Consider the following 25,435-nt stretch of genomic DNA (forward strand, 5'->3'; position numbering starts at 1 on the left):
GTGCCGGGGCCGCGGGCTGCCGATGGAGGGGAGGACGTCGTCACCTCTGCACCTCCTGTTCATCCGTTGTCCCGCGGGCATCCAGGTCCGGGGAGGAGAGTGGTCCTCCGTGAGCAGTGCTGCACCGCTCGTCGCCGGGGTCCCGTCCGTCATCGGGCACCGCGGAGCCAGCGGGTACCGGCCGGAGAACACCCTCGCCTCCTACGAGCTGGCGGCCCGCCTGGGCGCCGACCGCATCGAGCCCGACCTCGTGCCCACGCGCGACGGGGTGCTCGTGCTGCGCCACGAGAGCGAGGTGACCCACTCCACCGACGTCGCCAGCCGCCCGGAGCTGGCGCAGCGGCGCACCACGCGCGTCGTCGACGGTGAGGCGGTCACGGGCTGGTTCACCGAGGACCTGTCCTACGCCGAGCTGCGCTCCCTGCGCGCCGTCGAGCCGCGCCCGCACCTGCGGCCCACCACCACCGTCTACGACGGCCTCTACGAGGTGCCGACCTTCGCCGAGCTGCTCGAGCTGGCCGCGCGGCTGCGCCTCGAGCTGGGCCGGCGGGTGGTGGTCACCGCCGAGGTCAAGGACCCCTCGCGCTACGCCGCCGAGGGCTTCGACGTCGCGGCCATGGTCATCGCCGAGCTGCGCCGCCTCGGGCTGGACGCGCCGGACGCGCCGGTGGCGGTGCAGTGCTTCGAGGCGGACTTCCTGCGCCGGCTGAGGGCCGAGGGCCTGCGGGTGCCGCTGGTGCAGCTGGTCGAGGACGACGACGCCGGCCGCGCCGCGTGCACCCCGTGGGGCCTGCGCGAGGTCTCCACCTACGCCGAGGTGCTCGCGCCCTGCAAGGACATGGTGCTGCCGGTGGCCGCTGACGGGACGCTGGGACCGGCCACCCCCCTGGTGGCCGACGCGCACCGCGCGGGCCTGGCCGTGCACGTGTGGACGCTGCGCAACGAGAACGCCTTCCTGCCCGCGTCGCTGCGGGTGGGCCCGTCCGAGGCGGCCCCCGGGCGCGCCCTCGTGGAGCACCTGGCCTTCATGGACGCCGGCGTCGACGGCATCTTCACCGACCACCCCGACACCGCCTTCGAGGCGCGCAGGCTGTGGGCGGCCGGCAAGGCCGTGCCGGGTGCCCGCCGCGGTGGCAGCTCTCCCGCGGCCCGCCCCGAGCGCCTCGCCGGCTGATCCCGCCCCACCCCGCTACCGCACTTCCCGCGGAACGTGCGGCAAAGGCCGCCGTCCTTCGCGCACTTGCCGCGGAGAGTGCGCAAGGGACCCCCGTCCTTCCCGCACCTGCCGCGGAAAGTGCGGGAAGGGGGTCGCCGGATGGTCAGGAGCCGGTCACCCGCGGGTCGGGACCGGTCCACCCGCGGTGTCCTGGACGTCCGTAGTGTCCGGTTCGTGACCGCACTGCGACGCGCCCGCACAGCCTCCGCCGCCCTCGCCGCCACAGCTCTCGTGCTCGCGACCCCCGCCGTCGCGGTGGCGGCCGACACCGCAGCACCACCCGTCCCGGTGGTGCCGGTCGCTCCCCAGCAGCCGGCGCCCGTGCCGGTCGACGGCGGGGTCCGGCTGACGCTGCTGCACGCCAACGACCTCGAGTCCGCGCTGCTGCCCGAGGTCGACGCCGCCGGCGCGGAGCAGGCGGGCGCCGCCCGCTTCGCGGCGCTCCTCGAGCGCCAGCGCGAGGCGGCAGCGCCCGGCGGGCCCGTGCTGGCGCTCGCCGGTGGTGACCTCTTCCTGCCCGGCCCCCAGCTCGACGCCAGCCGGCTGGACGGCACCGGCGAGCTCTACGACGCGCTCGCCTTCGACGCCGCCGCCTTCGACGCCACGGCGATCGGCAACCACGACTTCGACCTCACGCCCGACTTCCTGGCCGACTACCTCGACGCCGTCAGCGACGAGGTCCCCTTCGTGGCGGCCAACCTCGACCTGAGCGGTGAGCCCCGCCTGCAGGCGCGGGTCGACGACGGCACCGTCGTCGCCTCCACCGTCGTGGAGTCCGCGGGGGAGCGCTTCGGCGTCATCGGGCTCACCACGCCGGAGCTGCCCGAGCTGACGAGCCTCGGGCGGGTGGAGGTCGACCCCGACCTCGCGGGCACCGCCAACGCCCAGGCCGCCGCGCTGGAGGCCGCCGGCGTGACGAAGGTGGTGCTGGTCTCCCACCTGCAGGACGTCGACAACGAGGTGGCGCTCGTGCCGCAGCTGACCGGCGTCGACGTCGTCGTCGCGGCCGGTGGGGGCGAGGTCATGGCCTCCCCGGGCGACGCGCTGCTGCCCGGCGACGAGGTCAGCACTGACGCCGCGGGCGCGCCGCTGGCCTACCCCACGGTGGTGGGGGCCGCCGACGGCGCCCGGGTGCCGGTGGTGACCACGAGCGGGCTCTACCGCTACGTCGGCCAGCTCGTGGTCGACTTCGACGCCGACGGACGGCTCGTGGCCGTCGACGACGCCGCGAGCCGTCCGGTGCCCGTGACGTCCACGGGCGCGGACGCCGTGGCGCCGGACCCCGACGTCGTCGCCGAGGTCGAGGAGCCGGTGGCCGCCTACGTCGACGGGCTCGCCTCGGAGGTGGTGGCCCGCGCCGAGGTGCCGCTCGACGGTCGCCGCGACGCGGTGCGCTCGCGGGAGACCGGCCTGGGCTCGCTCGTTGCCGACTCCCTCCTGGCCGCGGGGCGGGCCGGCGCCGAGGCCGCCGGCGTGGCTCCGCCGGTGGTGGCGCTGCAGAACGGCGGCGGCATCCGCAACGACTCCGTGCTGCCCGCCGGGGACGTCTCCGCGCTGGACACCTACGCCGTGACGCCCTTCGCCAACTTCGTGGCGGTGGCCCCCGAGCTGCCGGTGGAGGCCTTCGTGGCCGCCGTCGACCACGGCGCGGGCGCCGGGGAGGGCTCGTTCGCGCAGGTAGCGGGCTTCTCGTACACCGCCGACCCTGACGCCCCGGCCGGCTCGCGGGTCCAGGAGCTGACCCTCGCCGACGGGACGCCCGTGGTGGTCGGCGGCCAGCGGGTGCTCGACGGAACCATCTCGGTGGCCTCCATCGACTTCCTCCTGCGCGGCAGCGACGGCTACGACGCCCTCGACGGCGCGGCCTTCCAGGTGCTGCCCACCACGCAGCAGCAGGCGCTGCAGAGCTACCTCGCCGACGACCTCGGCGGCGTGGTGACCGCCGCGCAGTACCCGGAGGCGGGCACCGGGCGCATCACGCAGCTCTGACGGGTCACCCGGGGCGCGGTCGGGGGGAGCCGGGTGTCGGCGGGCGGACGTAGGCTCGTCGGACGATGAGCACGCTCTTCGACGACCTTCCCCTCCCGGTCCCGCAGACCCCCTCCGGGTCCCCGTCGGACGACGGGCGCCCGGGCGTGCTCGCCGACCGGCCGGTGGTCCGCATCGACCCCGCGGCGCTGCTGGAGGGCCTCAACCCCGCCCAGCGCGAGGGCGTGCTGCACCAGGGGTCGCCGCTGCTGCTCGTGGCGGGCGCCGGCTCGGGCAAGACGCGCGTGCTCACCCACCGCATCGCCCACCTCGTGGCCGCCCGCGGCGCCCGGCCCGGACAGGTGCTGGCCATCACCTTCACCAACAAGGCCGCCGGGGAGATGAAGGAGCGCCTCGAGGGCCTGGTCGGCCCCGCCGTCCGCTCGATGTGGGTCTCCACCTTCCACTCCGCGTGCGTGCGGATCCTGCGCCGCGAGGCGGAGAGCGCCGGGCTGCGCTCGTCCTTCTCCATCTACGACGCCGACGACTCGCGGCGCCTGCTGGCGCTCGTCGTGCGCGAGCTCGACCTCGACCCCAAGCGCTACGCCCCGCGCTTGCTGGCCACGCAGATCAGCAACCTCAAGAACGAGCTGGTCACCCCCGAGGCCCACGCCGCGAAGGCGGCGGACGGCACGCACGCCGAGCGCGTCCTGGCCGAGGTCTACGGGCTCTACCAGCAGCGGCTGCGCCAGGCCAACGCCCTCGACTTCGACGACCTCATCATGACCACGGTCCGGGTCCTGCAGGGCGTGCCCGCCGTCGCCGAGCACTACCGCCGCCGCTTCCGCCACGTCCTGGTCGACGAGTACCAGGACACCAACCACGCCCAGTACGTGCTGGTGCGCGAGCTGGTCGGCGGCCCGGGCGCCACGTGGGGGCCCGAGGGCCAGCCCGACGGCGTCCCGCAGGCCGAGCTCACCGTCGTCGGCGACGCCGACCAGTCCATCTACGCCTTCCGCGGCGCGACGATCCGCAACATCGTCGAGTTCGAGGAGGACTACCCCGACGCCAAGACCGTCCTGCTGGAGCAGAACTACCGCTCCACCCAGACGATCCTGTCCGCGGCCAACGCCGTCATCGCCAAGAACGCCGACCGGCGCCCCAAGAACCTGTGGACGGCCGAGGGCAGCGGGGAGCAGATCGTCGGGTACGTCGCCGACGCCGAGCACGACGAGGCGGCCTTCGTCGCCTCCGAGATCGACAGGCTCGTCGACGACGAGGGCGTCCGCTACGGCGACGTCGCCGTCTTCTACCGCACCAACGCGCAGTCGCGGGCGCTGGAGGAGGTGTTCGTGCGCGTGGGCCTGCCCTACAAGGTGGTCGGCGGCACGCGCTTCTACGAGCGCCGCGAGGTCCGCGACGCGCTCGCCTACCTGCGGGCGCTGGCCAACCCCGACGACGTCGTCAGCCTGCGCCGCATCCTCAACGTGCCCAAGCGCGGCATCGGCGAGCGCGCCGAGGCGTGCGTGGCGGCCCTGGCCGAGCGGGAGCGGATCGGCTTCCCCGCGGCGCTGGAGCGCGCGGTCGAGGCGCCGGGCATCGCGGCGCGCTCGCTGACCTGCATCCGCTCCTTCACCGACCTCATGGACGAGCTGCGGACCGTCGTGGAGGGCGGGGCCGGCCCGTCGACGGTGCTGGAGGCCGTGCTGGACAGGTCCGGGCTGCTCGCGGAGCTGCGCGCCAGCCTCGACCCGCAGGACGAGTCCCGCGTGGAGAACCTCGCCGAGCTCTCGGCCGTGGCCGCGGAGTACGAGGCGGCCAACCCCGAGGGGACGCTGGCCGACTTCCTCGAGACGGTCTCGCTGGTGGCCGACGCCGACCAGATCCCGGGTGCGGCGGTCGCCGACGGCGCGGGAGCAGCGGACGGCGAGGGCTCTGCTGCGTCTGATGTGGTGACGCTGATGACCCTCCACACCGCCAAGGGCCTGGAGTTCCCGGTCGTCTTCCTCACCGGCCTCGAGGACGGCACGTTCCCGCACCAGCGGTCGCTCGCCGACGACGACGAGCTGGCCGAGGAGCGGCGCCTCGCGTACGTGGGCATCACCCGCGCCCGCCGGTACCTGCGGATCTCGCGCGCGGCGTCGCGCAGCGCGTGGGGGCAGCCGCAGTACTTCCCGCCGTCGCGCTTCCTCGACGAGATCCCGCACGAGCTGGTGCGCTGGGAGCGCGCCGAGGCCTCCGGCTCCTCCGGCTGGGGCGGCGGGTCCGGCGGCGGGCGCGGCGGCTCGACGTACAGCGCCGGCGGCTACGGCAGCAGCCACTCCTCGGCGCAGGCCAAGCTGGCGGGCACGCCGGGGGTGCGCACCGCGGGCACGCGGCCCGTCATCTCGCTGGCCGTGGGCGACCGGGTCACGCACGACTCCTTCGGCATGGGCACCGTCGTGGCCGTCGAGGGCAGCGGCGACAAGACCGTCGCGCACGTCGACTTCCGCAGCGAGGGCACCAAGCGCCTGCTGCTGCGCTACGCCCCCGTCCAGAAGCTCTGAGGCCCAACCCGCTCAGCGTCAGGACTCCGCTCAGCGTCAGGTCGCTGAGGCCGGATCCGGCCTCGACGGCCTGACGCTGCGGGACGGCCTGACGCTGCCGGACCGCGACGGGGGCAGGATGGCGCGGTGACCGTGCTGCGCCTCGCGCTCCTGCAGTCCGCCGGCGTCCTGGGTGACGTCGCCGCCAACCTCGCCGAGCTCGACGCGCAGGCGGGCGAGGCCGCGGACGCCGGCGCGGGGCTGCTGGTGACGCCGGAGATGTTCCTCACCGGCTACGAGCTGGGCGCGCAGCGCACGGCGGCGATGGCCGACCGCGCCGCGTCCGAGCTGGTGCCGGCCGTCGCCGCGGTGGCCCGGCGCCACCGGATCGCGCTGCTGGTCGGCCTGCCCGAACGCCTCGACGGGCGAGTCGTCAACACCGCCGTCCTCGTCGGCGCCGACGGCGAGGTGCTCGGCCGCCACGTCAAGACGCACCTGTTCGGCCAGGACGAGCGCGACGCCTTCGTGCCGGGGGACCGGCCGGTCTCGGTCTTCGACCTCGCGGGCGTGCGGGTCGCCGTCCTCATCTGCTACGACGTGGAGTTCCCCGAGGCGGTCCGCGCCGCAGCGGCCGCCGGGGCCCACGTCGTGGCCGTGCCGACCGCGCTCATGGAGCCGTTCTCCTTCACCGCCGACGTGGTGATCCGGGCGCGCGCCTGGGAGAACCAGGTCTACGTGGCCTACGCCAACCACTGCGGGCGCGAGGTCGACCTCGCCTTCGTGGGGCTCTCCAGCATCGTCGCGCCGAGCGGGCGGGTGCTGGCCGCTGCGCCGCCCGGCGACGTCACCTCCAGCGCCCTGCTGCTGGCCGACGTCGACACCGCCGTCGTCGAGGCCGCCCAGCGCGAGAACCCCTACCTCGCCGACCGGCGCCTCGACCTGCACCCCGGTCCCGCGACCACCTGACACGCAGCACCCGGCCCGGGTGGACCGGCGCCCGCACCTGACGGGCGCAGGGTGGCCCCGGTCCACTCCCACGGGACCAGGGCCACCCCGCGCCCACCGGGGGCGGGTCAGCGGTAGGGCGGCAGCCAGCCGGCCAGGCGCCGCGCCCCGGCGACCACGCTCGCGGGGACCTGCACACCGGCCGGCACGTCGTCGCCGGTGCGGGGAGCGCCGACAGCGGTGTGCAGCGGCAGCACGCCCGCCCACACCGACGCGTCCTCCACCCCGTCCTCGCCGGCGCCCTCGGCGCGGACCTTGACGCTGGCCTCCTCCAGGGGCAGGCGCAGGACCAGCGTCGCGGCCAGCTCGCGCCGCGTGGGGCGGCGCACCTCGGCCCACCGCCCCGGCATGAGGTGCTCGGACAGCACCCGCAGGGCCTCCTCCTTCTCCTCGTCGGGCACCACGGCGGGCACGCCGTAGACGACGGCGCAGCGGTAGTTCATGGAGCTGTCGAACACCGTGCGGGCGTACACGAGGCCGTCGAGCACCGTCACCGTGGCGGTCACCACCTGCCCGGACGCCGCGGCGCGCAGCAGGCCGCCGCCGGTGGAGCCGTGCAGCAGCAGCGACTCCCCGTCGCGGGCCGCGGCGACCGGCAGGACGACGGCGGCCGGGGCCGGGTCCTCGCGCACGACGGCGACGTGCGCGACCAGGGCGCTGTCCAGGACGTCGTGCAGCGCGGCGCGGTCGGTGACCTGGCGGTGGCCGAAGCGGGTGGAGCGGGTCCGGTCGGTGACCGGCAGCGGCTGGTCCGGTGACGGTGCGGGGCCGGCGGTGGCGGCGGAGGTGCTCACGCGAGCAGGCTCCACCGGGAGTGGACCGCCCCACCAGGCCACTGCGAGGCTGCCGCAGCAGTCCACTGGCGGGTGCCCGCCGCGACCGGGGAGGAGCACGTGCGCACCACCGTCGACCTCGACCTGCCCGTGGCGCTGCGCCGCGGCGCCGGCGGGCCCCTGCACGTCCAGCTCGCCGACGCCCTGCGCGCCGCCGTCCGCGAGCACCGCCTGGCGCCCGGCGCGCCGGTGCCGGCCACCCGCCGCCTCGCCGCGCAGCTGGGCGTCTCGCGCGCCACGGTCACCGCGGCCTACGAGCAGCTGGTCGGGGAGGGCTTCCTCGAGGCGCACCACGGCAGCGGCACCCGCGTCAGCGAGCACGTCGGGGCGCTGCCGCCCCCGGCGCCCGCCCCGCCACCGCAGCGCAGCACCCCGGCGCAGCCCGGCGTCGTCGACCTCCGCCCGGGCCGGCCCGACGCCGGCCGGCTGGCCGACGCCGCGTGGCGCAGCGCCTGGCGGGAGGCCGCCCTCGCCGACGTCCCCGACGACGAGCCCGCGCTGACCGGCCTGCCCGAGCTGCGCGAGCAGCTCGCCGCCCACCTGCGCGCCGCCCGCGGCGTGGACGCCGACCCCGCCGACGTCGTCGTGACCGCCGGCACCGGTGACGGGCTCGCCCTGGTCGTCCACGCCCTGCGCGACCGGCTGGGCCGCGACCCGCGCGTCGTCGTCGAGGACCCCGGCTACCCCCGGGCGGTGCGCGGCCTGCTCCGCCTCGGCGCGCGGCTGCTGCCGGTCGAGGTCGACGACGACGGCCTGCGCGTCGAGCGCCTCCCCGCGCGCGCCGACGCGGTCCTGGTGACGCCGAGCCACCAGTACCCCTGGGGAGGCGTGCTGCCGCTGGAGCGCCGCGCGGGGCTGCTGCGGTGGGCCCGGCGGGCGGGCGCCGTCGTCGTGGAGGACGACTACGACGGCGAGTTCCGCTACGGCGCCGCCCCGCTGCCGGCGCTGGCCTCCCTCGCGCCGGAGCACGTGGTGCACCTGGGCACCTTCTCCAAGGTGCTCTCGCCGTGGCTGCGAGCGGGCTGCCTGCTCGCGCCGCCGGCGCTGGGCGGGCCGCTGGCCGCGGTGCGCGAGGACCTGGGCGGGCCGGTGGCGGGCACCCTGCAGCGGGCCCTGGCGCGCTACCTCGCCTCCGGCGGGCTGCGCCGGCACGTCGCGCGCGTGCGCCGCGACCACGGCCACCGCCGCACCCACCTGCAGGCGCTGCTGGCCCAGCACCCCCACCTGCGCGCCCGCGGCGCAGCGGCGGGGCTGCACGTGGTGGTCGAGCTGCCGCCGGGCGCGGACCCGGCCGCCGTCGTCGGCGCGGTGGAGCGCCAGGGCTACCTCCTGGCCGACCTGGCCGGGTACGCGGTGGCGCGCACCGACCTGCCGCCGGCCGTGGTGCTCGGCTACGGCGCCGCCGGGCTCGCCCAGCTGCGGGGAGCCGTCGAGGCCCTGGCCCGGGCCGCCCCCGCGCCGCCCGGGCACGGGTGGGAGGGTGCCCCGTGAGCACGGCCGGGCGAGGGCGGCCGGTGGTCGTGGGCCACCGCGGCGCCAGCGCGCGCCGCCCGGAGCACACGCGCGCCGCCTACGAGCTCGCCGTCGCCGAGGGCGCCGACGGGGTCGACGTCGACCTGGTGGCCACCGCCGACGGCGAGCTGGTGGTCCGCCACGAGGCGGAGCTGTCCGACACCACCGACGTCGCCGACCACCCCGAGCTGGCGCACCTGCGCACCACGCGGCTGCTCGACGGGGTGTCCCTCACCGGCTGGTTCTCCCAGGACCTCAGCCTCGCGCAGGTCCGCGCGCTGCGAGCGCGCGAGCGCCTGCCCGGGCTGCGGCCCGCGAGCGCCGCCCACGACGGCGAGCAGCCCGTGATGACCTTCCGCGAGGTGCTGGCGCTGCGGGAGGAGCTGTCCGCGCGGGCCGGGCGGCAGGTGTCGGTGTGGCCGGAGCTCAAGCACCCGGGGCACTTCGCGGCCGCCGGGCTGGCGCTGGAGCCGCTGCTGCTCGCCGCCCTCGAGGACGCCGGGCTGCTCGACGACGGCGGGAGGGACGACGACGAGCCGCGCAGCGGCGGGGGGTGGGCTGCCGGCGCCGCGGTCGTCGTCCAGTGCTTCGAGGTGGCACCCCTGCGGCGCCTGCGGGCGTCGGCGCCCGGGCTGCGGCTGGCCCAGCTGACCCAGCCGACGGGCGCGCCGCCGGACCTGCGGCTCGCCGGTGACCACCGCGACTACGCCGACCTGTGCACCCCGCAGGGGCTGCGGGAGGTGCGGGGGTGGGCCGACGTGCTGGCCCCGCACCTGGTGCAGGTGGAGCCGCGTGACGCCCGCGGTGCGTCTGGCGGCCGGGGCGCGGGCGGCGGCACGGGCAGCCAGCTGGTGGCCGACGCGCACGCCGCCGGGCTCGCCGTGGTGCCCTACACGGTGCGCCCCGAGAACACCTTCCTGCCCGCCGAGCTGCGCAGGCCGGACGCGCGCGCTGCGCTGTCCGGGCGCGGTGACGTGGCCTCGCTGGTGCGGCGCCTGCGCGGGGACGGGGTGGACGGGATGTTCACCGACGACCCCGCCGCCGCGCTGGACGCCCTCGCCTGAGGCGGCGGCCGCCCCGGGCGGGCCGGGCGTCAGCGGCCGGCCGCACCGGCCGCGAGCGCCGCGGCGGCCGCGCCGGCCCTGGCGACCGCGGCGCGGGCCACCCACCGGCCCTGCTCGTGGTCCTGCACGTCGAAGCCGAACGGCGCGTTGGCCTCCAGGGCGAGCACGCGCCCGTCCGGCTCGACCAGGACGTCCAGGCCCATGAGCCCGCCGCCCAGGCTGGCCACCATGCGGCGCGCCAGGCCGGCCACCGCCGCGGAGGGCGCCTCCACGCGCACGTAGCGGCCCCCGGAGACCAGCGCGCCCGGGGGCCGGGTCTTGACGTAGGCGAGGGAGACCTCCTGCGGCGTCGCGAAGACCCGCACCACCTCCGGCTCGCGCACCCACTCCTGCAGCAGGGCCGCCCCGCGCCGCTCGCCGCCCGCGGCCTCGTCGGCGCGCCAGCCGGCCACCACCGCGCGGGCCTGCTCGAGGTGGTCGACCAGCTGCACGTGGCGCCCCCCGTCGCACAGGGCCGGCTTGAGGACCATGCGCTCGCCGGGGCGCGGCCACGCGGTGAGGTCGGCCAGGTCGTGGACGTCGGGCTGGGGGATGCCCGCGGCGGCCCACACCGCGGCGGTGACGAGCTTGTCGGAGGAGGCGACGACGCAGGAGAGCGGGTTCAGCACCGGGACCCCGGCCAGCTCCAGCGCGGCGGCGGCCCGCATGGTGGCGCCGAAGACGGCGACCTCCTCCACCAGGACGTGGGGCACCGCCAGGTCGTAGCGGCCGGGCTCGGGACCGGCCGAGCCCCAGGAGGGCGGCACGCGCGCGATGCGCTCCACGTCCCAGCCCAGCTCGCCCAGCGTCCGCTCCCACACCTCGGCGTAGCCGGTGCCGGCGTAGAAGTCCTCGTCGGTGATCACCAGGGCCGCCCTCACCGTGCCGTCCTACCCCGCGCCGACCGCCACCGCCCGCCGATCAGGGCACGACCGGCGCAGCGGCGTCAGAGGCACGGGGTCAGCGGGAGGCGACCAGCTCGCGCAGCAGCCGCTCCAGCGCGGGGGCGTGGGCGTCGAAGGTGCGCGAGCCGCGGGTCCGCCAGGCCGCGGCGCTGCGCCGGGCGAGCAGCGCCGGGTCTGCGAGCTGGGCCAGCAGGTCCTCGTCGTCGGCGTAGAGCACCCCCGAGCCGTCACCGCCGGCCTCCGGGGGCCCGACCAGCCGGTCCACCGCGACGGCGTGGCCCGGGCTGGCGCGCTGCAGCACGGGCAGGCCCGCCGCCGCCAGCGGCCCCAGGCGGGCGGGGGCGTTGAGGTCGTCCCAGGTGGCGCGCCGCAGGTCACCGCCGTTGGACGAGCGGGTGCGGTGCAGCCACCCGGCGTCGTAGCGCGAGAGCACCGCCGTCCAGTCCGGGGGCGCCACGCGCGGGTGCACGTGCACGCGCCCCGGTGCGGCCTCGCGGGCGGCGGCCAGCCAGGAGCGCCAGCCCGCCGCCGGCCCGGGGGCGTCGACCAGGCCGTGGAAGTGGGTGTGGACCCCCGCACCGGCCAGCTGTGCGAGCAGCGCCGCGTCCAGGCCGAGCGGGCGGCCGACGACGGCGGTGTGCACCTCGCCGTCGTCCTGCGACAGGCGGCGCGAGCGCTCCGCGCCGTGCAGCGCCGCGCGGGGCAGGTCGCCGTCGACGACGAGGGTGCGCTCGGGCGCCAGCGCGCCGGGCACCGCCAGGCGCAGGTGGTCGCGCTCCTCCTCGGTGGACAGCACCACCGCGTCCGAGCCGCGCACCAGGTCGACCAGCAGCGGCCAGGTGCCGCTGCGCACGCACGCCTGCGGCGCCTCCTTGAGGTGGAAGACGAACGGCGTGCGGGCCAGCGCCCCGCCGGCGCCGCGCAGGTGGGTGAGCACCGCGTGGGCCAGCGGCACCGCGCGCCACGACAGCAGCGCGTAGACCGCGTCCGGCGCGAGGTCGGCCAGCGGGGCGCGCCAGTCCGCGCGGGGGTCCTCTCGCAGCTCGGCCACGTGCCCGCACGCCAGCGGCCCGACGCCGGAGTCGCCCAGGCCGTCCGTGGTCCACAGCCCGTGGAGGCGGTGGCCGCGCTCGGCGAGGACCAGCAGCCGGTCGGGGTTGAAGCCCAGGTCGCCGACGACGAGCAGGCGCAGCCCGTCGGGTGCCGGCTCCAGGTGCCGGGCCCGGTCGGCGGCGTGCAGCGCCACCTCGTCGACGGCCCCGGAGTCGGTGGAGACCACCCGCAGCGGCTCGCGCACCCGGTAGCGGGTGCGGAAGACGTTCAGGCCGCCGTCCAGGGACTCCCGCAGCGCCCGCGAGCGCTGGCCGGGGTGCTGGGTCCAGGCGGCCGTGGCGGCGCCGGTGCGCACGAGCCAGCCCTCGGCCGTGGTCTCGGCGTCGTCCTCGGCCCGGTCGCCGGCGTCAGCGCCACCCGCTGCGCGCAGCCGCGACCAGTAGGCCAGGTCCAGGTCGTCGGTCTCCACCTCCGGCCGCCCGGCCCAGCGGGCGGGGGAGCGGCGGTGCGCCACCTGCACCAGCTGGGGCCACCCGGGCGCGTGCGGGGGGACCTCCACGAGGTCGGCCGCCGCGGCCAGCGCCCGCGGTGCGGCGTCCAGCGCGGCCAGCACGGAGGCCAGGTGCCCGGCCGCCCACACGTCGTCGGCGGGCAGCCAGGCCACCACGGGGGCCCGCGCGGCGTCGAGGGCGGTGTTGGCGGCGGCGCCCAGGCCGCGGTTGTCCCCGTGGCGCAGGACCCGCACCCGCGGGTCGTCGGCGAACAGCGCCAGCGCCGCGCCGGTCGCGCCGGCGTCGTCGGAGCCGTCGTCGACGACGACCACCTCCAGCCCGCCGCCCTCCAGCCGCTGGTCGAGGGCGCTGCTCAGCGCGCGCGGCAGGAAGGCGGCCTGCTCGAAGCAGGGCACCAGCACGGACACCAGGGGCACCGGTCCCGGTGCGCTCTCGTGCCCGGGCCCGTGCTCCAGCGCGCGGGCGGGCTCAGCCACGGCCGCCGCCCGGGGGCGCGGTGCCGAGGAGCTCGGCGGCGGTGGCGAGCACGTCGGCCGGCCGCACCCGGGTGGCGCAGCGGTGGTCGATGGGGCAGTCCAGGTGGGGGCACGGGCTGCACTCCACCGCGGCCCTCACCACGCGGTGCTGCGGCCCGGGGGCCGCCCAGCGCACCGGGTCGCCGGACAGGAAGACGACCGCGCTGGGGGTGCCGGTGGCCGAGGCCAGGTGCGCCGCGCCGGTGTCGTTGGTGACCAGGAGGGCGCAGGAGCTCAGCGCGGCGGTGAAGGCGCCCAGGTCGGTGGCCCCGCACAGGTCCACCACCCCCGGGCCGCGCTCGGTGAGCGCTCTCGGCGGCAGGGCGGCGGTCACCGCGTCGACGACGCCGCGCTCGGCCGGCACCCCGGTCAGCGCCACCCGCCACCCGGCCGCGACCAGGCCGGCGGCGACGGCCGCGAAGCGCGCGGCGGGCCAGCGCCGCGAGGAGCACGTCGCGCCGGCGTGGAGCGCCACCCAGCGCCCGGGCGCCAGCGCGGCGCGGGCCAGCACGGCCGCGGCCCGGGCGCGGTCGGCGTCGTCCACGGCGACGTCGAGCCGGGTGCCGGTGGAGGGCACGCCGAGGTGGGCCAGCAGGTGCAGGTGGCGCTCGACCTCGTGCAGGTGCGCCGGGTAGGGCACGTGCAGGGCGAGGTCGCGGCTGGCGGCGCCGGGCTCGGTGGTGAGGAAGAAGCCGCCGGTGCGCCGGGCGCCGACCGCGCGCGCGACCTCACCGGCCGCGGGGTTGGCGCCGTAGACCTGCAGCGCCAGGTCGTACCCGCGCTCGCGGACCGCCCGCAGCCACGGCTGCCAGCCCTGCGGGCGGGCGGGGCGCTCGGGGATGCCGGGGTGTCCGGGGAAGTCGACCAGCTCGTCCACCAGCGGCCGCCCCCGCTCGTCGCGCAGCCTGTCGACCACCGGTGCCATCTCCGCCCACGTCAGCAGGTCCACGCGCAGGTCCGGCCGCGCCGCGCGCAGGGCGCGCAGCGCAGGGCCGGTGCACACCAGGTCGCCCATGCCGGTGCGCAGGCGCACGAGGAGGACCGAGCGCACCGCCGGGTCCGCCAGGGCGGGCGGGACCGGCGGGGCCGGCCCGGCCGGTGGAGCCGCTGGGGTCATCCGAGGACCGGCGCGGACCCGGGGCGCTCGAGGGCGCCGCTGGCCACGGCCTCGCGGTAGACCCCCAGCACGCGGCGCGCCAGCGACGGCCAGGCCAGCGCCTCGCCGACCTCGCGGCCGCGCGCCGCCAGCTCCGCGCGCCGGGGACCGTCAGCCATGAGGTCGTCGAGGGCGCGTGCGAGGGCGTGCTCGTCCCCGGGGTCGACGAGGACGCCGCAGCGACCCTGCTGGAGCAGGTCGGGGATGCCCCCGGTGCGGGAGGCGACCACGGGGGTGCCCGCGGCGAGCGCCTCCACGACGGAGGTGCCCATCTCCTCGTAGGTGCTGGGCTGGACGGCCACCGCGGCCGTGCGCAGGGCGGCGGGCACGAGGTCGTGGTCCAGGGGGCCGCACAGGCGCACGCGGTGGCCCACCCCGAGGTCCGCGACCAGCGCCCGCAGCGAGGCCTCGTCGGGGCCCGATCCCGCCAGGACCACCTCGGCGTCGGTGCGCAGGAGGGCGGCGGCCCGCACCAGCACCGGCAGCCCCTTCTGGGCGCCGAAGCGGCCGATGAAGAGCACCCGCGGCCGCGCTGCGCGGAGGTGGGCACCGGCACCGGGCGTCGGGGCCAGCGGGTCCGCCTCGGCGCGGGTGGGGGGTGCGAACAGGACCGGGTCCACCCCGGAGGGCACCACGTGCACACGCTCCGGGCGGGCGCCGTCAGCGACGGCGGCGGCCCGCGCGCGCTCGGTGAGCACCAGCACGCCCGCCGCGTCCCTCACCGCCGCCCGCTCCAGCGCTCCGCCGCCGTGGCGCAGCACCGCGCGGCGCAGCCCGCCCGGCGGCAGGGTGTGCGCCAGCGACAGGTGCACCGTCACCACCAGCGGCACCCGCCGGGCAGCGGCGACGCGGCGGGCCAGCGGCAGCACGGCGAGGTCCTCACCGAGGTGGGCGTGCACGAGGTCGCGACCGGGCCGCAGCGCGGACGCGGCGCGCAGGAGCACCGGGGTCGCGTGGACGGCCCAGCCCTGGCGCGCCACCGGCACCGCCCAGCCGCGCCGGTGGACCGTCGTGCGCTCCCACAGATGCTCCCGCCTCGGGTGGGAGGGCGGCCAGGAGGTGACCACCACCTGCTCCACACCCAGCTCGTCCAGCGCCGCGGTCAGGTGGCCGGTGTGGTTCTGCATGCCGCCCACGGCGTCGAAGCGCAGGTCACCGGGGTGCAGGGGGCGGTCGGGGACGCCGAAGACCGAGCACAGGCGCAGCACCCGCAGGCCGCCGCCGCCCGCGGCGGCGCTGCCGTCGCTCACGCGGCGGCTGCCGCGGCCCAGGCGGGGGCCAGCGCAGCGGCCGTGCGCGCAGCGAAGGCCTCCTCGGTGAACCTCGCCAGCACCCGCGCCCGGCCCGCCGCCGCCAGCCGCTCGCGCAGGTCGGGCTCGGCCGCCAGCCGCGCCAGCGCCCCCGCCAGCGCGGGCGGGTCCTCCGGGGGGACGACGAGCACGACGTCGCCGACCTCGCTGGCCACGTCGCCGACGGCCGTCGCCGCGCACGGCAGCCCCGACCCGGCGGCCTCGAGCAGTGCCAGGGGCAGCGCGTCGTCGCGGGAGGGCTGGACGTAGGCGTCGGCCCCGGCGAGCACCTCAGCGGTGGCCGCGCTGAAGCCGGCCAGGTGGACCGGCAGGCCCGCGGCCCGCTGCTCCAGCGCCGCGGCCTCACGCCCCTCACCGGCCACCACCACCTCCACGGTGCCGGCGGGCAGCAGCGCCACGGCGTCCACGAGCACGTCGACCCCCTTCTGCGGGGTCAGCCGCGACAGGCACGCCACCCTCAGCGGCGCCGCCGGCGGGGCGCCGGCGGCTCGCAGCGGTGCAGCCGGCACCGCCACGCCGTTGGGGACGTGGACGACGCGGGCCCGGTCCAGGCCGTGCTGCTCCACCAGGGCCTCGGCGATGGCCCGCGACGGGGCCAGCACGGCCCGCAGCTGCCGCAGCAGGGCGTCGGCGTCGGCGGGGCGCTGCGTGCGGGACCAGCGGCCCGTCAGGTGCACCACGGCGGTGGTGGGCAGGCCCGTGGCCAGCGCCGCCCGCAGCAGCGCCACCTCCGCCCACGGGTCGGTGGCGTTGAGGTGCAGCGCCGCGGCGCCCACCCGCTGCAGCGCCCGCTGCAGGGCCCGCTGGAGGCCGTCACCGTCGCCGTCGGGGGCGGGCAGCTCCTCCAGCGGCGCCCCCGCGGCGGCGGCGCCGGCGGCCAGCTGGGGGTCGACGGGGCCGACGGCCAGCAGGGCGGCGTCCCGGCCGCTCGCCGCCGGGAGGTGCTCCAGGAGCGACAGCAGGTGGCGCTGCGCCCCGCCGAAGGCGCCGGGGCCGGCCAGCAGGGCCACGCGTCCGGCCGCGTCGGAGCTCGGGGCGGTCACGGCGGGACCGTAACCGCCGCGGCGCCCCCGGGCGCGCCGGCGCCACCCGGCCGGTCGCGCTGCCGGTCGCTGCTGCGACGGCGCCTGCCCGGCACGGCGTCCACGGCACGGCGTCCACGGCACGGGCGCAGGAAGGCCCTGGTCCCGGGGGAGTGGACCAGGGCCGTCCCGCGCCCGCGGGAGACGAGGCGGGTGACGGCCTCGGCGGCTCAGCCCGCCTTCACCGCCAGGACCTGGCAGGGGACCTGGAGCAGCACCCGCTGGGCGTCGCTGCCGAACAGCAGCTTGCCCGTGGGGGTGCGGCGGCGGATGCCGATCACCACCAGGCTGGCGCCGAGCCGCTCGACGGCCTCGAGGATGTCGTCGGCGGCTCCGGCGGCCGAGCCGAGGCGGTGCTCCAGCTCGTAGGGCACGCCCGACTCCTCCAGGAGGGCCTCCACCTCGGCGAGGTCCTCGTCGGTGGCGTAGCCGGGGTCGGAGTAGGCGTCCCCCTTGGAGGTGTTGAGCACGTGGAGCGACTCCCCGCGCAGGTCCGCCTCCTCCAGGGCCGCCACGAGCGCGGCGCGCCCCTCGGGCTTGGGCACGTAGCCCACGACGATCGTCACCGTGCACCTCCGCTGTCCTGGTCGTTGTGGTGGCCCTCCGCCGCCGACGACGCGGAGCCCGCGCGGTGCGCGCCGACCAGCCTGTCCTCGTCGCGCTGCGCCTCGGCGAGCACCAGGGCGTCCAGGCGGGCCTGGCGCCGCTTGAGCCACTGCGAGCCGACGAGCGCCAGCACCACGAGCACGTACACCACGGCGGCGAAGGGGCTGGTGACCAGCGCCGTCGGGTCGCCCTGGCTGATGGCGAGGGTGCGGCGCATCTGCTCCTCGGCGATGGGCCCGAGGATGAGGCCCACGATGGCCGGGGCGATCGGGAAGCCGTAGGAGCGCATGGCCCAGCCGATGCCGCCGAGCACGAACAGCAGCACGAGGTCCTCGATCGACGCGCCGACCGCGTAGGTGCCGAGCGCGGCGAAGGTGAGGATGCCGGCGTACAGGTAGGGGCGCGGCAGCTGCAGCACCTTCACCCACAGCCCCACCAGCGGCAGGTTCAGCACCAGCAGCAGCACGTTGCCGATGTAGAGGCTGGCGATGAGGGCCCAGATCAGCTCGCCCTCGGCGGCGAAGAGGTTGGGCCCGGGCTGGATGCCGTAGCTCTGGAACGCCGCGAGGATGATCGCGGCGGTGGCCGACGTGGGCAGGCCCAGGGTCAGCAGCGGCACCAGCACACCGGCGGCGGAGGCGTTGTTGGCCGCCTCCGGCCCGGCGACGCCCTCGATGGCGCCGTGGCCGAACTCGTCCTTGCGCCTGGACAGCTTCCGCTCGGTGGCGTAGCTGAGGAAGGTGCCCAGGTCGGCGCCGCCGGCGGGGATGGTGCCGATGGGGAAGCCGATCGCGGTGCCCCGCAGCCACGGCTTCCACGAGCGCTTCCAGTCGTCGCGCGTCATCCACCTCCCGGAGATGGGCACCAGCGGGATGGGGCCGCGCCGCAGCCGGGAGGCCACGTGGAGCGCCTCGCCGACGGCGAAGAAGCCCACCGCCACGATGACCACGTCGATGCCGTCGGCCAGCGTGGGCAGGCCCAGGGTGAAGCGCTGCTGGCCGGTGAGGCTGTCGGTGCCGATGACGGCGATGAACAGGCCCAGCGCGAGCGAGGCGATGCCCCGGGCGGCGGAGGCCCCGAGCATGGCGGCCACCGTGAAGAACGCGAGCACCGCCAGCGCCACGTAGTCCGCCGGCCCCAGCCTGACCGCGATCCGCGCCACCGTGGGCGCCACCAGCGACAGCGCCACCGTGGCGATGGTCCCCGCGACGAAGGAGCCGATGGCCGCGGTGGCCAGGGCGGCCGCGCCGCGCCCGGCCTTGGCCATCTTGTTGCCCTCGAGCGCGGTGACGATGGACGCCGACTCACCGGGGGTGTTGAGCAGGATCGACGTGGTCGACCCGCCGTACATGCCGCCGTAGTAGATGCCGGCGAACATGATGAACGCGGCGGTGGGCTCGAGGGTGTACGTCAGCGGCAGCAGCAGCGCCACCGTCATGGCCGGCCCGATGCCGGGCAGCACGCCGACGGCGGTGCCGAGCAGCACCCCGATGAGCGCGTAGAGCAGGTAGACGGGCTGGGCCGCCGTGGCGAACCCCTCCATGAGCCCTGTCAGGTCACCCAAAGCCGACGACCCCCTCGAGCGGGCCCGCGGGCAGGTAGACCCCGAGCACCTGCGTGAAGACGACGTGGACCGCCGTGTTGAGGACCGCGGCCACGAGGAACGCGCGCCACCACGGGCGCGCGCCCAGGGCCCAGGCCGCGCCGCCGAACATCAGCGACGCCGCGATCGGCCAGCCCAGCGGCTCGACGAGCACGACGAGCGCCGCGAACGCGGCGGTGAGCTTGCCCACCGCCGCCCAGTCGGCGCCGCCGGAGGTGTCGACGTCCTCGCCGCCCTCCACCTCGCCGCGGTCGCCGCGCAGCAGCGCCACGAGCAGGCCCGCCGCGGCGAGCACGAGGACCGCGCCCACCGCGTACGGGAAGGCCCGCGGCCCGACGGCGTTGGACGACGTCGGCACGGTGATGGTGTGGGCGTCGACCAGGGCGAAGACGCCGAGCCCCGCGAGGACGGCGACGATGACCAGCTCGCCGACCGGGATGCGCCGCCGGCGCGCCGCGGGCGCCCCGGCGGGCCCGTGCGGCGCCCCGGGGGACGCGTCGACGGTGCTCACGAGGTCAGCCCGATGTCCTTCAGGACGCCCTGGATGCGCGTCTGCTCCTCGTCGAGGAAGGTCTCGAACTCCTCACCTGACAGGTAGTCGTCGGTCCAGCCGTTCGTCTCGACCAGGTCGGTCCACGCCTGCGAGCCGTGCATCTCCTCCACGAGGGTCTCGAGCCTCGCCTCGGCCTCCTCGGAGATGCCGGGGGGCGCCACCACGCCGCGCCAGTTGGAGAACTCGATGTCGTAGCCGGACTCCTTCAGCGTGGGGACGTCCAGGCCCTCCACCCGCTCGGCGCCGGAGACGGCCAGGGCGCGCAGCTCACCGGCCTCCACCTGCTCGGCGTACTCCCCGACGCCGGAGATGCCGGCGCTGACCTGGTTGCCGAGCAGCGCCGCGAGCGACTCCCCGCCGCCGGAGTAGGCGATGTAGTTGAGGTCGGTGGCCGGCACGTCCGCGGCCTGGGCGAGCAGCCCGGCGAGGATGTTGTCGGTGCCGCCGGCCGAGCCGCCGGCGATGGAGACGCCGCGGCCCTCGCTCCTCATGGCCGCGACCAGGTCGTCGATGGTCTGGTACGGGCTGCTGGCGGGGACGACGATGATCTCGTCCTCGCTGGTCAGGCGCGCCAGCGGCGTGGTGTCCTCCAGCGTCGCCTGGCTCTTGTTGGTCTCGATCGCGCCGACCATCACCAGGCCCATGACCATGAGGAAGTCCTCGCTGCGCTCGTTCTTGAGCTCGGCCAGGCCCACCGTGCCGCCGGCGCCGCCGACGTTGGAGACCTGCACGCTGCGGGCCAGCTCCTCGGTCTCGATGGCGGAGCCCATGGCGCGCGCGGTCTGGTCCCAGCCGCCGCCCGGGTCGGCGGGGGCCATGATCTCCAGGCGGTTGACCGGCTGCGCCCCGCCGTCGCCGCCTCCCGCTCCGGCGCTCGCGCTGCCGGAGGCGCAGGCCGCCGTGGCCAGCAGGCCGGCCACACCGGCGCCGGCCAGCGCGGCGCGCAGGGCGCGGGACCGCAGGGGGCGGGTGGCCCGGGCGGTGGGGGTGGTGGTGCTGCTGCTCACGTGGCGACCTCCTCGTCGTCCCGCCCCGTCGTCGGGGCGGAGAGCCGTGCGGCTCGATGACGAGGAGCGTGCGCGCGCGCCCCGGGCCTGCCCAGCATGCGGCCGTACTGGTGGTATCGGCCCTTGCGGTGGTTGTGGTCGTATCGGTCGCGGCCGCCGGCGTTCCCCTGCGCGGCGCGGGTCGGTGATGATGTCCGCATGCGCCGGCCGATGCCGCTCGGCCCGCAGCTGCTCGCGCTGCAGGCCCTCATCGTGCTGTCCGCGGTGGTCATCGCCGGCGTCGCCGCGGTCTCGCTGCAGCAGCGCCAGATCCGGCAGGCCTACGGCGACCAGATGGTGGCGGTCGCCCGCAACGCCGCGACGCTGCCCGACGTCGTCGAGGCGTACGAGCAGCCCGGCGGCCCGGGCGACGACCTGCAGGACCTCGCGACCCTCCTGCAGCAGGCGTCGCAGGTGTCGTTCGTGGTGTTCCTGGACCGCGACGGCATCCGGCTGAGCCACCCCGACCCCTCCCTCATCGGCTCGCCCAGCACCACGAGCGCCGCCGAGGTGCTGCGCGGCGAGGAGTTCCTGGGCACCCAGACGGGCACGCTCGGACCGTCCCTGCGGGCGAAGGTGCCCGTGCGCGACGCCTCCGGGCGCATCCTCGGAGCGGTCTCGGTGGGGATCGTCGAGTCCGAGCTCGCCGACGACTTCACCGAGGACGTGCCCTGGCTGGCGGCGTGGCTCGGGGGCGCCGCGGTGCTGGGCTCGGTGGGCTCCTACCTGCTCACCCGGCTGGTGCGCCGCCGCATCATGGGCCTGGAGCCCGACGAGATCGCCCGGCTGCTCCAGGCGCGCGAGGCGATGCTCCACGGGATCCGCGAGGGCGTGCTCGCCGTCGACGAGCGCGGCCGGGTGGTGCTCGTCAACGACGAGGCCTGCCGCCTGCTGGACCTCGACAGCGGCCACGGCGACGACGGCGGCGGGGTCGTGGGCTCGCCGGCCGCCGGAGTGCTCGACCCGGCGGCGCTGGCGCTGCTGGAGGCCGACGACGACGCCGTCGACGCGCCCCTGCTCGTGGGGGAGCGGGTGCTGCTGGCCAGCCGCACGCCGGCCCTCGTGCACGGCCGCCGCGTGGGCCGGGTGCTCACCGTGCGCGACCGCACCGAGCTGTCGGGCGCCGTGCGGGAGCTGGACGGGCAGCGCAGCCTCACCACCACCCTGCGCGCGCAGGCCCACGAGTTCAGCAACCACCTGCACGTGCTGCGGGGCCTGCTGGAGCTGGGCCGCACCGCCGACGCCGCCGCGCTCATCGACAGGCTCGGGGGCGGCGGCCGGCTCCTGTCCGGGGCCGGGCTCGGCGCGGTGGAGGACCCTTCCGTCTCCGCGCTGCTCATGGCCAAGGCCGCCCTGGCTCGCGAGCGGGGCGCCGAGCTGGTCGTCGTGCCCGCCACCCGGGTGCCCGCGGGCGCGGGCGAGGACGTGCTCACCGTGCTCGGCAACCTCGTGGACAACGCCCTGGACGCCGCCGGGCAGGGCGGGCGCGTGCTCGTGGACGTGCGCGGCGAGCCCGGCGGCCCCTGGCGGGTGGTCGTCGACGACGACGGCCCGGGCGTGCCCGCGCCGCTGCGCGAGGAGGTCTTCCGGGTGGGCGTCACCACCAAGGACGGCGGGGACGGCCGCCACGGCCAGGGCATCGGCCTGGCGCTGGTGGCCCGCGTCGCGGCGCGCCGCGGCGGCTCCGCCGCGGTCGGCACCTCCCCGCTGGGCGGGGCGCGCTTCGAGGTGGTCCTCGGCGGCGGGTCGTCCTCGCCGTCGTCCTCCGGGCAGCTCGCGGGAGCGGGGGCGTGAGCGGCGGGCCCGTGCGCGTCCTCGTGGTCGACGACGACCCGGCCGTCGCCTCCCTGCACCAGGCCTACGTCGGCACGCTGGAGGGCTTCACGTGCGTGGGGGTGGCCCACCGCGGCGGCGACGCCCTGCGCGCGGTGGAGTCGCTCTCGCCCGACCTCGTGCTGCTCGACGTGCACCTGCCCGACGTGCCGGGCACCGAGGTGCTGCGGGCGCTGCGGGCGGGCGGGTCCGACGTCGACGTCGTGGTGGTCACCGCGGCGCGCGAGCTGGAGGTGGTGCGCGCCTCGATGTCCGGCGGCGTGGCCGACTACCTCGTCAAGCCCTTCTCCCTGGCGCTGTTCACCGAGCGGATGCGGGCCTACGCCGCCCACCGCCGGGCGCTGGCGCGCACCGGGGCGTCCGGCGGCCTGGCCCAGGACGACGTCGACAGGCTGCTGCACCCCGCGGGCCCCGCCTCCGGCGCCTCCGGGCCGCGGGCGCTCGAGCAGCTGCCCAAGGGCCTGTCGCACCGCAGCCTGGAGCTGGTGGTGCAGGTGCTGCGCTCGGCGCCCGAGCCGGACCTGTCCGCCGGCGAGGTCGCGGCCCGCTGCGGGATGGCCCGCGTCAGCGCCCGGCGCTACCTGGAGCACCTCGAGCAGACGGGCCGCGCGGTGGTGCGCCCCCGCTACGGCGTGGCGGGCCGCCCCGAGAACGGCTACGCGTGGCTGCAGCGCTGACCCCCGCCCGGTGGTGGCGCGCAGGTCCGTGATCGTCGCGGAGGAGACGGGGAGACCCCCTCGACGATCATGGGCGTGAGCGCCACGTCCGCGTGCTCAGCGGGGGCTCGGCGGGGCGCTCAGCAGGGGATCGTTAGGCTCGCGGGCGCACCCCGCGCGCTGGCTGGGCGGCCCACGGGCAGCCGCCGGCGGGCGGGGACCCGCCAGCGGCCGACGATGGAGGCGCAGCCCCAGTGGACCTGTACGAGTACCAAGCGCGCGACCTGTTCGAGTCCCACGGCGTCCCGGTGCTGCCGGGCCTCGTGGCCACCACGCCCGAGGAGGCCCGCGCCGCCGCCGAGCAGCTGGGCGCCGGCGTCGACGGGAAGGTCGTCGTCGTCAAGGCCCAGGTCAAGGTCGGCGGCCGCGGCAAGGCCGGCGGCGTCAAGGTCGCGAAGTCCGCCGACGAGGCCGAGGCGCGCGCCCGGGACATCCTCGGCATGGACATCAAGGGCCACACCGTCCACAGGGTGATGATCGCCGCCGGTGCGGACATCGCGACCGAGTACTACGTCTCCCTGCTGCTCGACCGCGCCGAGCGCCGCTACCTGGCCATGGCCAGCGTCGAGGGCGGCATGGAGATCGAGCAGCTCGCCGTCGAGCGCCCCGAGGCCCTCGCCCGCGTCGCCGTCGACCCGGTGGTCGGCATCGACCAGGCCAAGGCCGACGAGATCGTCGCCGCCGCCGGCTTCGGCCAGGACGTCGCCGCGCAGGTCTCCGACGTGCTCGTCAAGCTCGGCACCGTCTACCGCGAGGCCGACGCCACGCTGGTGGAGGTCAACCCGCTGGTGCTCACCGGTGACGGCCGCGTGGTGGCGCTGGACGGCAAGGTGTCGCTGGACGACAACGCCTCCTTCCGCCACCCCGACACCGCGGCCCTGGCCGAGGAGGAGGCCGCCGCCGGCGACCCGCTCGAGGCCAAGGCGCGCGCCAGCCACCTCAACTACGTCAAGCTCGACGGCGAGGTCGGCATCATCGGCAACGGCGCCGGGCTCGTCATGAGCACCCTCGACGTGGTCGCGCAGGCCGGCGAGGAGCTCGGCGGCGTGAAGCCGGCCAACTTCCTCGACATCGGCGGCGGCGCCTCCGCGCAGGTCATGGCCAACGGCCTCGACGTCATCCTCGGCGACCCGCAGGTCAAGAGCGTCTTCGTCAACGTCTTCGGCGGCATCACCGCGTGCGACGAGGTGGCCAACGGCATCGTCCAGGCCCTCGGCATCCTCGGGGACGAGGCGTCCAAGCCCCTGGTCGTGCGCCTGGACGGCAACAACGTGGTGGAGGGCCGGCGGATCCTCGCCGAGGCCGCCCACCCGCTGGTGACCGTGGTGGACACGATGGACGGCGCCGCCCGCAAGGCCGCCGAGCTGGCCTCGCAGGCCTGACCGGGACGAGAGGAACTCACACCATGGCGATCTTCCTGACCTCCGAGTCCAAGGTCATCGTGCAGGGCATGACCGGCTCCGAGGGCCGCAAGCACACCCAGCGCATGCTGACCTCCGGCACCACCGTCGTCGGCGGCGTCAACCCCAAGAAGGCCGGCGAGCAGGTGGAGTTCACCGGCGCCGACGGCTCCCCGGTGCAGGTCCCGGTCTTCGGGTCCGTGGCCGACGCCGTCAAGGAGACCGGCGCCGACGTGACGGTCATCTTCGTGCCGGCCGCCGGCACCAAGGCCGCCGCCGTCGAGGCGATCGACGCCGAGGTGCCCCTCGTCGTCGTCATCACCGAGGGCGTGCCGGTCAAGGACACCGCGGAGTTCTTCGCGCACGCGCAGGCCTCCGGCAAGAGCCGGCTCATCGGCCCGAACTGCCCCGGCCTCATCACCCCGGGCGCGTCCAACGCCGGGATCATCCCCGCCGACATCACCCCCGCCGGGCGCATCGGGCTGGTCAGCAAGTCCGGCACGCTGACCTACCAGATGATGTACGAGCTGGCCGACTTCGGGTTCTCCACCTGCGTGGGCATCGGCGGTGACCCGATCATCGGCACGACCCACATCGACGCCCTCGAGGCGTTCCAGGCCGACCCCGGCACCGACGTCATCGTCATGATCGGTGAGATCGGCGGCGACGCCGAGGAGCGCGCCGCGGCGTTCATCAAGGAGCACGTGACCAAGCCGGTCATCGGCTACGTGGCCGGCTTCACCGCCCCCGAGGGCAAGACCATGGGCCACGCCGGCGCCATCGTGTCCGGCTCCGCGGGCACCGCGCAGGCCAAGAAGGAGGCCCTCGAGGCCGCCGGCGTCAAGGTCGGCCGCACGCCGTCCGAGACCGCCGCCCTGGCGCGCGAGGTCATGCAGTCCCTGGCCTGACCGCCGGGTGACGCACGGCGGGGGGGGGGGGCCGCCCCCCCGGGGGGGGGGGCGGCCCCCCCGCGGCCCGGGGGG

General features: G+C 77.1%; 20 protein-coding genes. 10 read left to right on the forward strand and 10 right to left on the reverse strand.

Annotated features, from left to right (window positions below; all coding sequences use genetic code 11):
- The first annotated feature begins 109 nt into the window (after positions 1-109).
- The 4 genes from ACUN9U_RS17360 (at position 110) to ACUN9U_RS17375 (ending at position 6,675) form a co-directional block, all read left to right on the forward strand.
- Positions 110-1,174 (forward strand): glycerophosphodiester phosphodiesterase family protein, encoded by a 1,065-nt coding sequence (locus tag ACUN9U_RS17360; RefSeq protein WP_445486247.1) that lies wholly within the window; start codon positions 110-112, stop codon positions 1,172-1,174.
- 216 nt (positions 1,175-1,390) lie between these two features.
- Complete coding sequence (locus ACUN9U_RS17365) at positions 1,391-3,205, forward strand: bifunctional metallophosphatase/5'-nucleotidase (protein WP_445486248.1); 1,815 nt, start codon at positions 1,391-1,393, stop codon at positions 3,203-3,205.
- Between the two features lie 65 nt (positions 3,206-3,270).
- Positions 3,271-5,730 carry a DNA helicase PcrA gene (pcrA, locus tag ACUN9U_RS17370; protein ID WP_445486249.1) on the forward strand — a complete coding sequence of 820 codons (2,460 nt, stop codon included), beginning with the start codon at positions 3,271-3,273 and terminating at the stop codon, positions 5,728-5,730.
- A 126-nt stretch (positions 5,731-5,856) separates the two neighbouring features.
- Positions 5,857-6,675, forward strand: coding sequence for a carbon-nitrogen hydrolase family protein (locus ACUN9U_RS17375; RefSeq protein ID WP_445486250.1), 819 nt, complete (start codon positions 5,857-5,859; stop codon positions 6,673-6,675).
- Positions 6,676-6,782: 107 nt separating this feature from the next.
- On the opposite strand, the gene ACUN9U_RS17380 is transcribed toward ACUN9U_RS17375, so the two are convergent.
- On the reverse strand, positions 6,783-7,508 hold the full coding sequence (locus ACUN9U_RS17380; RefSeq protein ID WP_445486251.1) for a pyridoxamine 5'-phosphate oxidase family protein: 726 nt from the start codon (positions 7,506-7,508) through the stop codon (positions 6,783-6,785).
- Between the two features lie 72 nt (positions 7,509-7,580).
- On the opposite strand from ACUN9U_RS17380, the gene pdxR reads away from it, so the two are divergent.
- Together pdxR and ACUN9U_RS17390 are read left to right on the forward strand one after the other, a co-directional pair.
- On the forward strand, positions 7,581-9,038 hold the full coding sequence (gene pdxR, locus ACUN9U_RS17385; RefSeq protein WP_445486252.1) for a MocR-like pyridoxine biosynthesis transcription factor PdxR: 1,458 nt from the start codon (positions 7,581-7,583) through the stop codon (positions 9,036-9,038).
- Positions 9,035-10,123, forward strand: coding sequence for a glycerophosphodiester phosphodiesterase family protein (locus ACUN9U_RS17390; RefSeq protein WP_445486253.1), 1,089 nt, complete (start codon positions 9,035-9,037; stop codon positions 10,121-10,123). The genes pdxR and ACUN9U_RS17390 overlap by 4 nt, the downstream gene beginning before the upstream one ends.
- Positions 10,124-10,152: 29 nt before the next feature.
- Here the strand turns inward: ACUN9U_RS17390 and ACUN9U_RS17395 are convergent, their stop codons facing one another.
- The 9 genes from ACUN9U_RS17395 to ACUN9U_RS17435 form a co-directional block, all read right to left on the reverse strand.
- Positions 10,153-11,043, reverse strand: coding sequence for an ATP-grasp domain-containing protein (locus tag ACUN9U_RS17395; protein WP_445486254.1), 891 nt, complete (start codon positions 11,041-11,043; stop codon positions 10,153-10,155).
- Positions 11,044-11,122: 79 nt separating this feature from the next.
- Positions 11,123-13,108: a glycosyltransferase gene (locus tag ACUN9U_RS17400; RefSeq protein WP_445486255.1), complete on the reverse strand. Its 1,986-nt coding sequence runs from the start codon at positions 13,106-13,108 to the stop codon at positions 11,123-11,125.
- The gene (locus ACUN9U_RS17405) at positions 13,101-14,198 is read right to left on the reverse strand and encodes a glycosyltransferase family 9 protein (protein WP_445486256.1); all 1,098 of its coding nucleotides are present in this window, start codon (positions 14,196-14,198) and stop codon (positions 13,101-13,103) included. Before ACUN9U_RS17405 ends, ACUN9U_RS17400 begins: the two co-directional genes overlap by 8 nt.
- 62 nt (positions 14,199-14,260) lie before the next feature.
- A complete protein-coding gene (locus ACUN9U_RS17410; RefSeq protein WP_445486257.1) occupies positions 14,261-15,553 on the reverse strand; it encodes a glycosyltransferase family 4 protein in 1,293 nt (430 codons plus the stop codon).
- Positions 15,550-16,656 (reverse strand): glycosyltransferase family 4 protein, encoded by a 1,107-nt coding sequence (locus ACUN9U_RS17415; RefSeq protein WP_445486258.1) that lies wholly within the window; start codon positions 16,654-16,656, stop codon positions 15,550-15,552. Before ACUN9U_RS17415 ends, ACUN9U_RS17410 begins: the two co-directional genes overlap by 4 nt.
- 209 nt (positions 16,657-16,865) lie before the next feature.
- Positions 16,866-17,261 (reverse strand): universal stress protein, encoded by a 396-nt coding sequence (locus ACUN9U_RS17420; RefSeq protein ID WP_445486259.1) that lies wholly within the window; start codon positions 17,259-17,261, stop codon positions 16,866-16,868.
- Positions 17,258-18,865, reverse strand: coding sequence for a tripartite tricarboxylate transporter permease (locus tag ACUN9U_RS17425; RefSeq protein ID WP_445486260.1), 1,608 nt, complete (start codon positions 18,863-18,865; stop codon positions 17,258-17,260). Before ACUN9U_RS17425 ends, ACUN9U_RS17420 begins: the two co-directional genes overlap by 4 nt.
- Positions 18,858-19,415: a tripartite tricarboxylate transporter TctB family protein gene (locus ACUN9U_RS17430; RefSeq protein WP_445486261.1), complete on the reverse strand. Its 558-nt coding sequence runs from the start codon at positions 19,413-19,415 to the stop codon at positions 18,858-18,860. Before ACUN9U_RS17430 ends, ACUN9U_RS17425 begins: the two co-directional genes overlap by 8 nt.
- The gene (locus ACUN9U_RS17435) at positions 19,412-20,464 is read right to left on the reverse strand and encodes a Bug family tripartite tricarboxylate transporter substrate binding protein (protein ID WP_445486262.1); all 1,053 of its coding nucleotides are present in this window, start codon (positions 20,462-20,464) and stop codon (positions 19,412-19,414) included. The genes ACUN9U_RS17430 and ACUN9U_RS17435 overlap by 4 nt, the downstream gene beginning before the upstream one ends.
- 198 nt (positions 20,465-20,662) lie before the next feature.
- On the opposite strand from ACUN9U_RS17435, the gene ACUN9U_RS17440 reads away from it, so the two are divergent.
- The 4 genes from ACUN9U_RS17440 to sucD all read left to right on the forward strand — a co-directional run bounded on the left by ACUN9U_RS17440 (position 20,663) and on the right by sucD (position 25,360).
- Complete coding sequence (locus ACUN9U_RS17440; RefSeq protein WP_445486263.1) at positions 20,663-22,297, forward strand: ATP-binding protein; 1,635 nt, start codon at positions 20,663-20,665, stop codon at positions 22,295-22,297.
- Positions 22,294-23,013, forward strand: a complete 720-nt coding sequence (locus ACUN9U_RS17445) for a response regulator (RefSeq protein WP_445486264.1) — start codon at positions 22,294-22,296, stop codon at positions 23,011-23,013. The genes ACUN9U_RS17440 and ACUN9U_RS17445 overlap by 4 nt, the downstream gene beginning before the upstream one ends.
- Positions 23,014-23,246: 233 nt before the next feature.
- The gene (gene sucC / locus ACUN9U_RS17450) at positions 23,247-24,434 is read left to right on the forward strand and encodes an ADP-forming succinate--CoA ligase subunit beta (RefSeq protein ID WP_445486265.1); all 1,188 of its coding nucleotides are present in this window, start codon (positions 23,247-23,249) and stop codon (positions 24,432-24,434) included.
- A 23-nt stretch (positions 24,435-24,457) separates the two neighbouring features.
- Complete coding sequence (sucD, locus tag ACUN9U_RS17455; RefSeq protein WP_445486266.1) at positions 24,458-25,360, forward strand: succinate--CoA ligase subunit alpha; 903 nt, start codon at positions 24,458-24,460, stop codon at positions 25,358-25,360.
- The last annotated feature ends 75 nt before the right edge of the window (positions 25,361-25,435 follow it).

The organism is Quadrisphaera sp. KR29 (assembly GCF_052644995.1).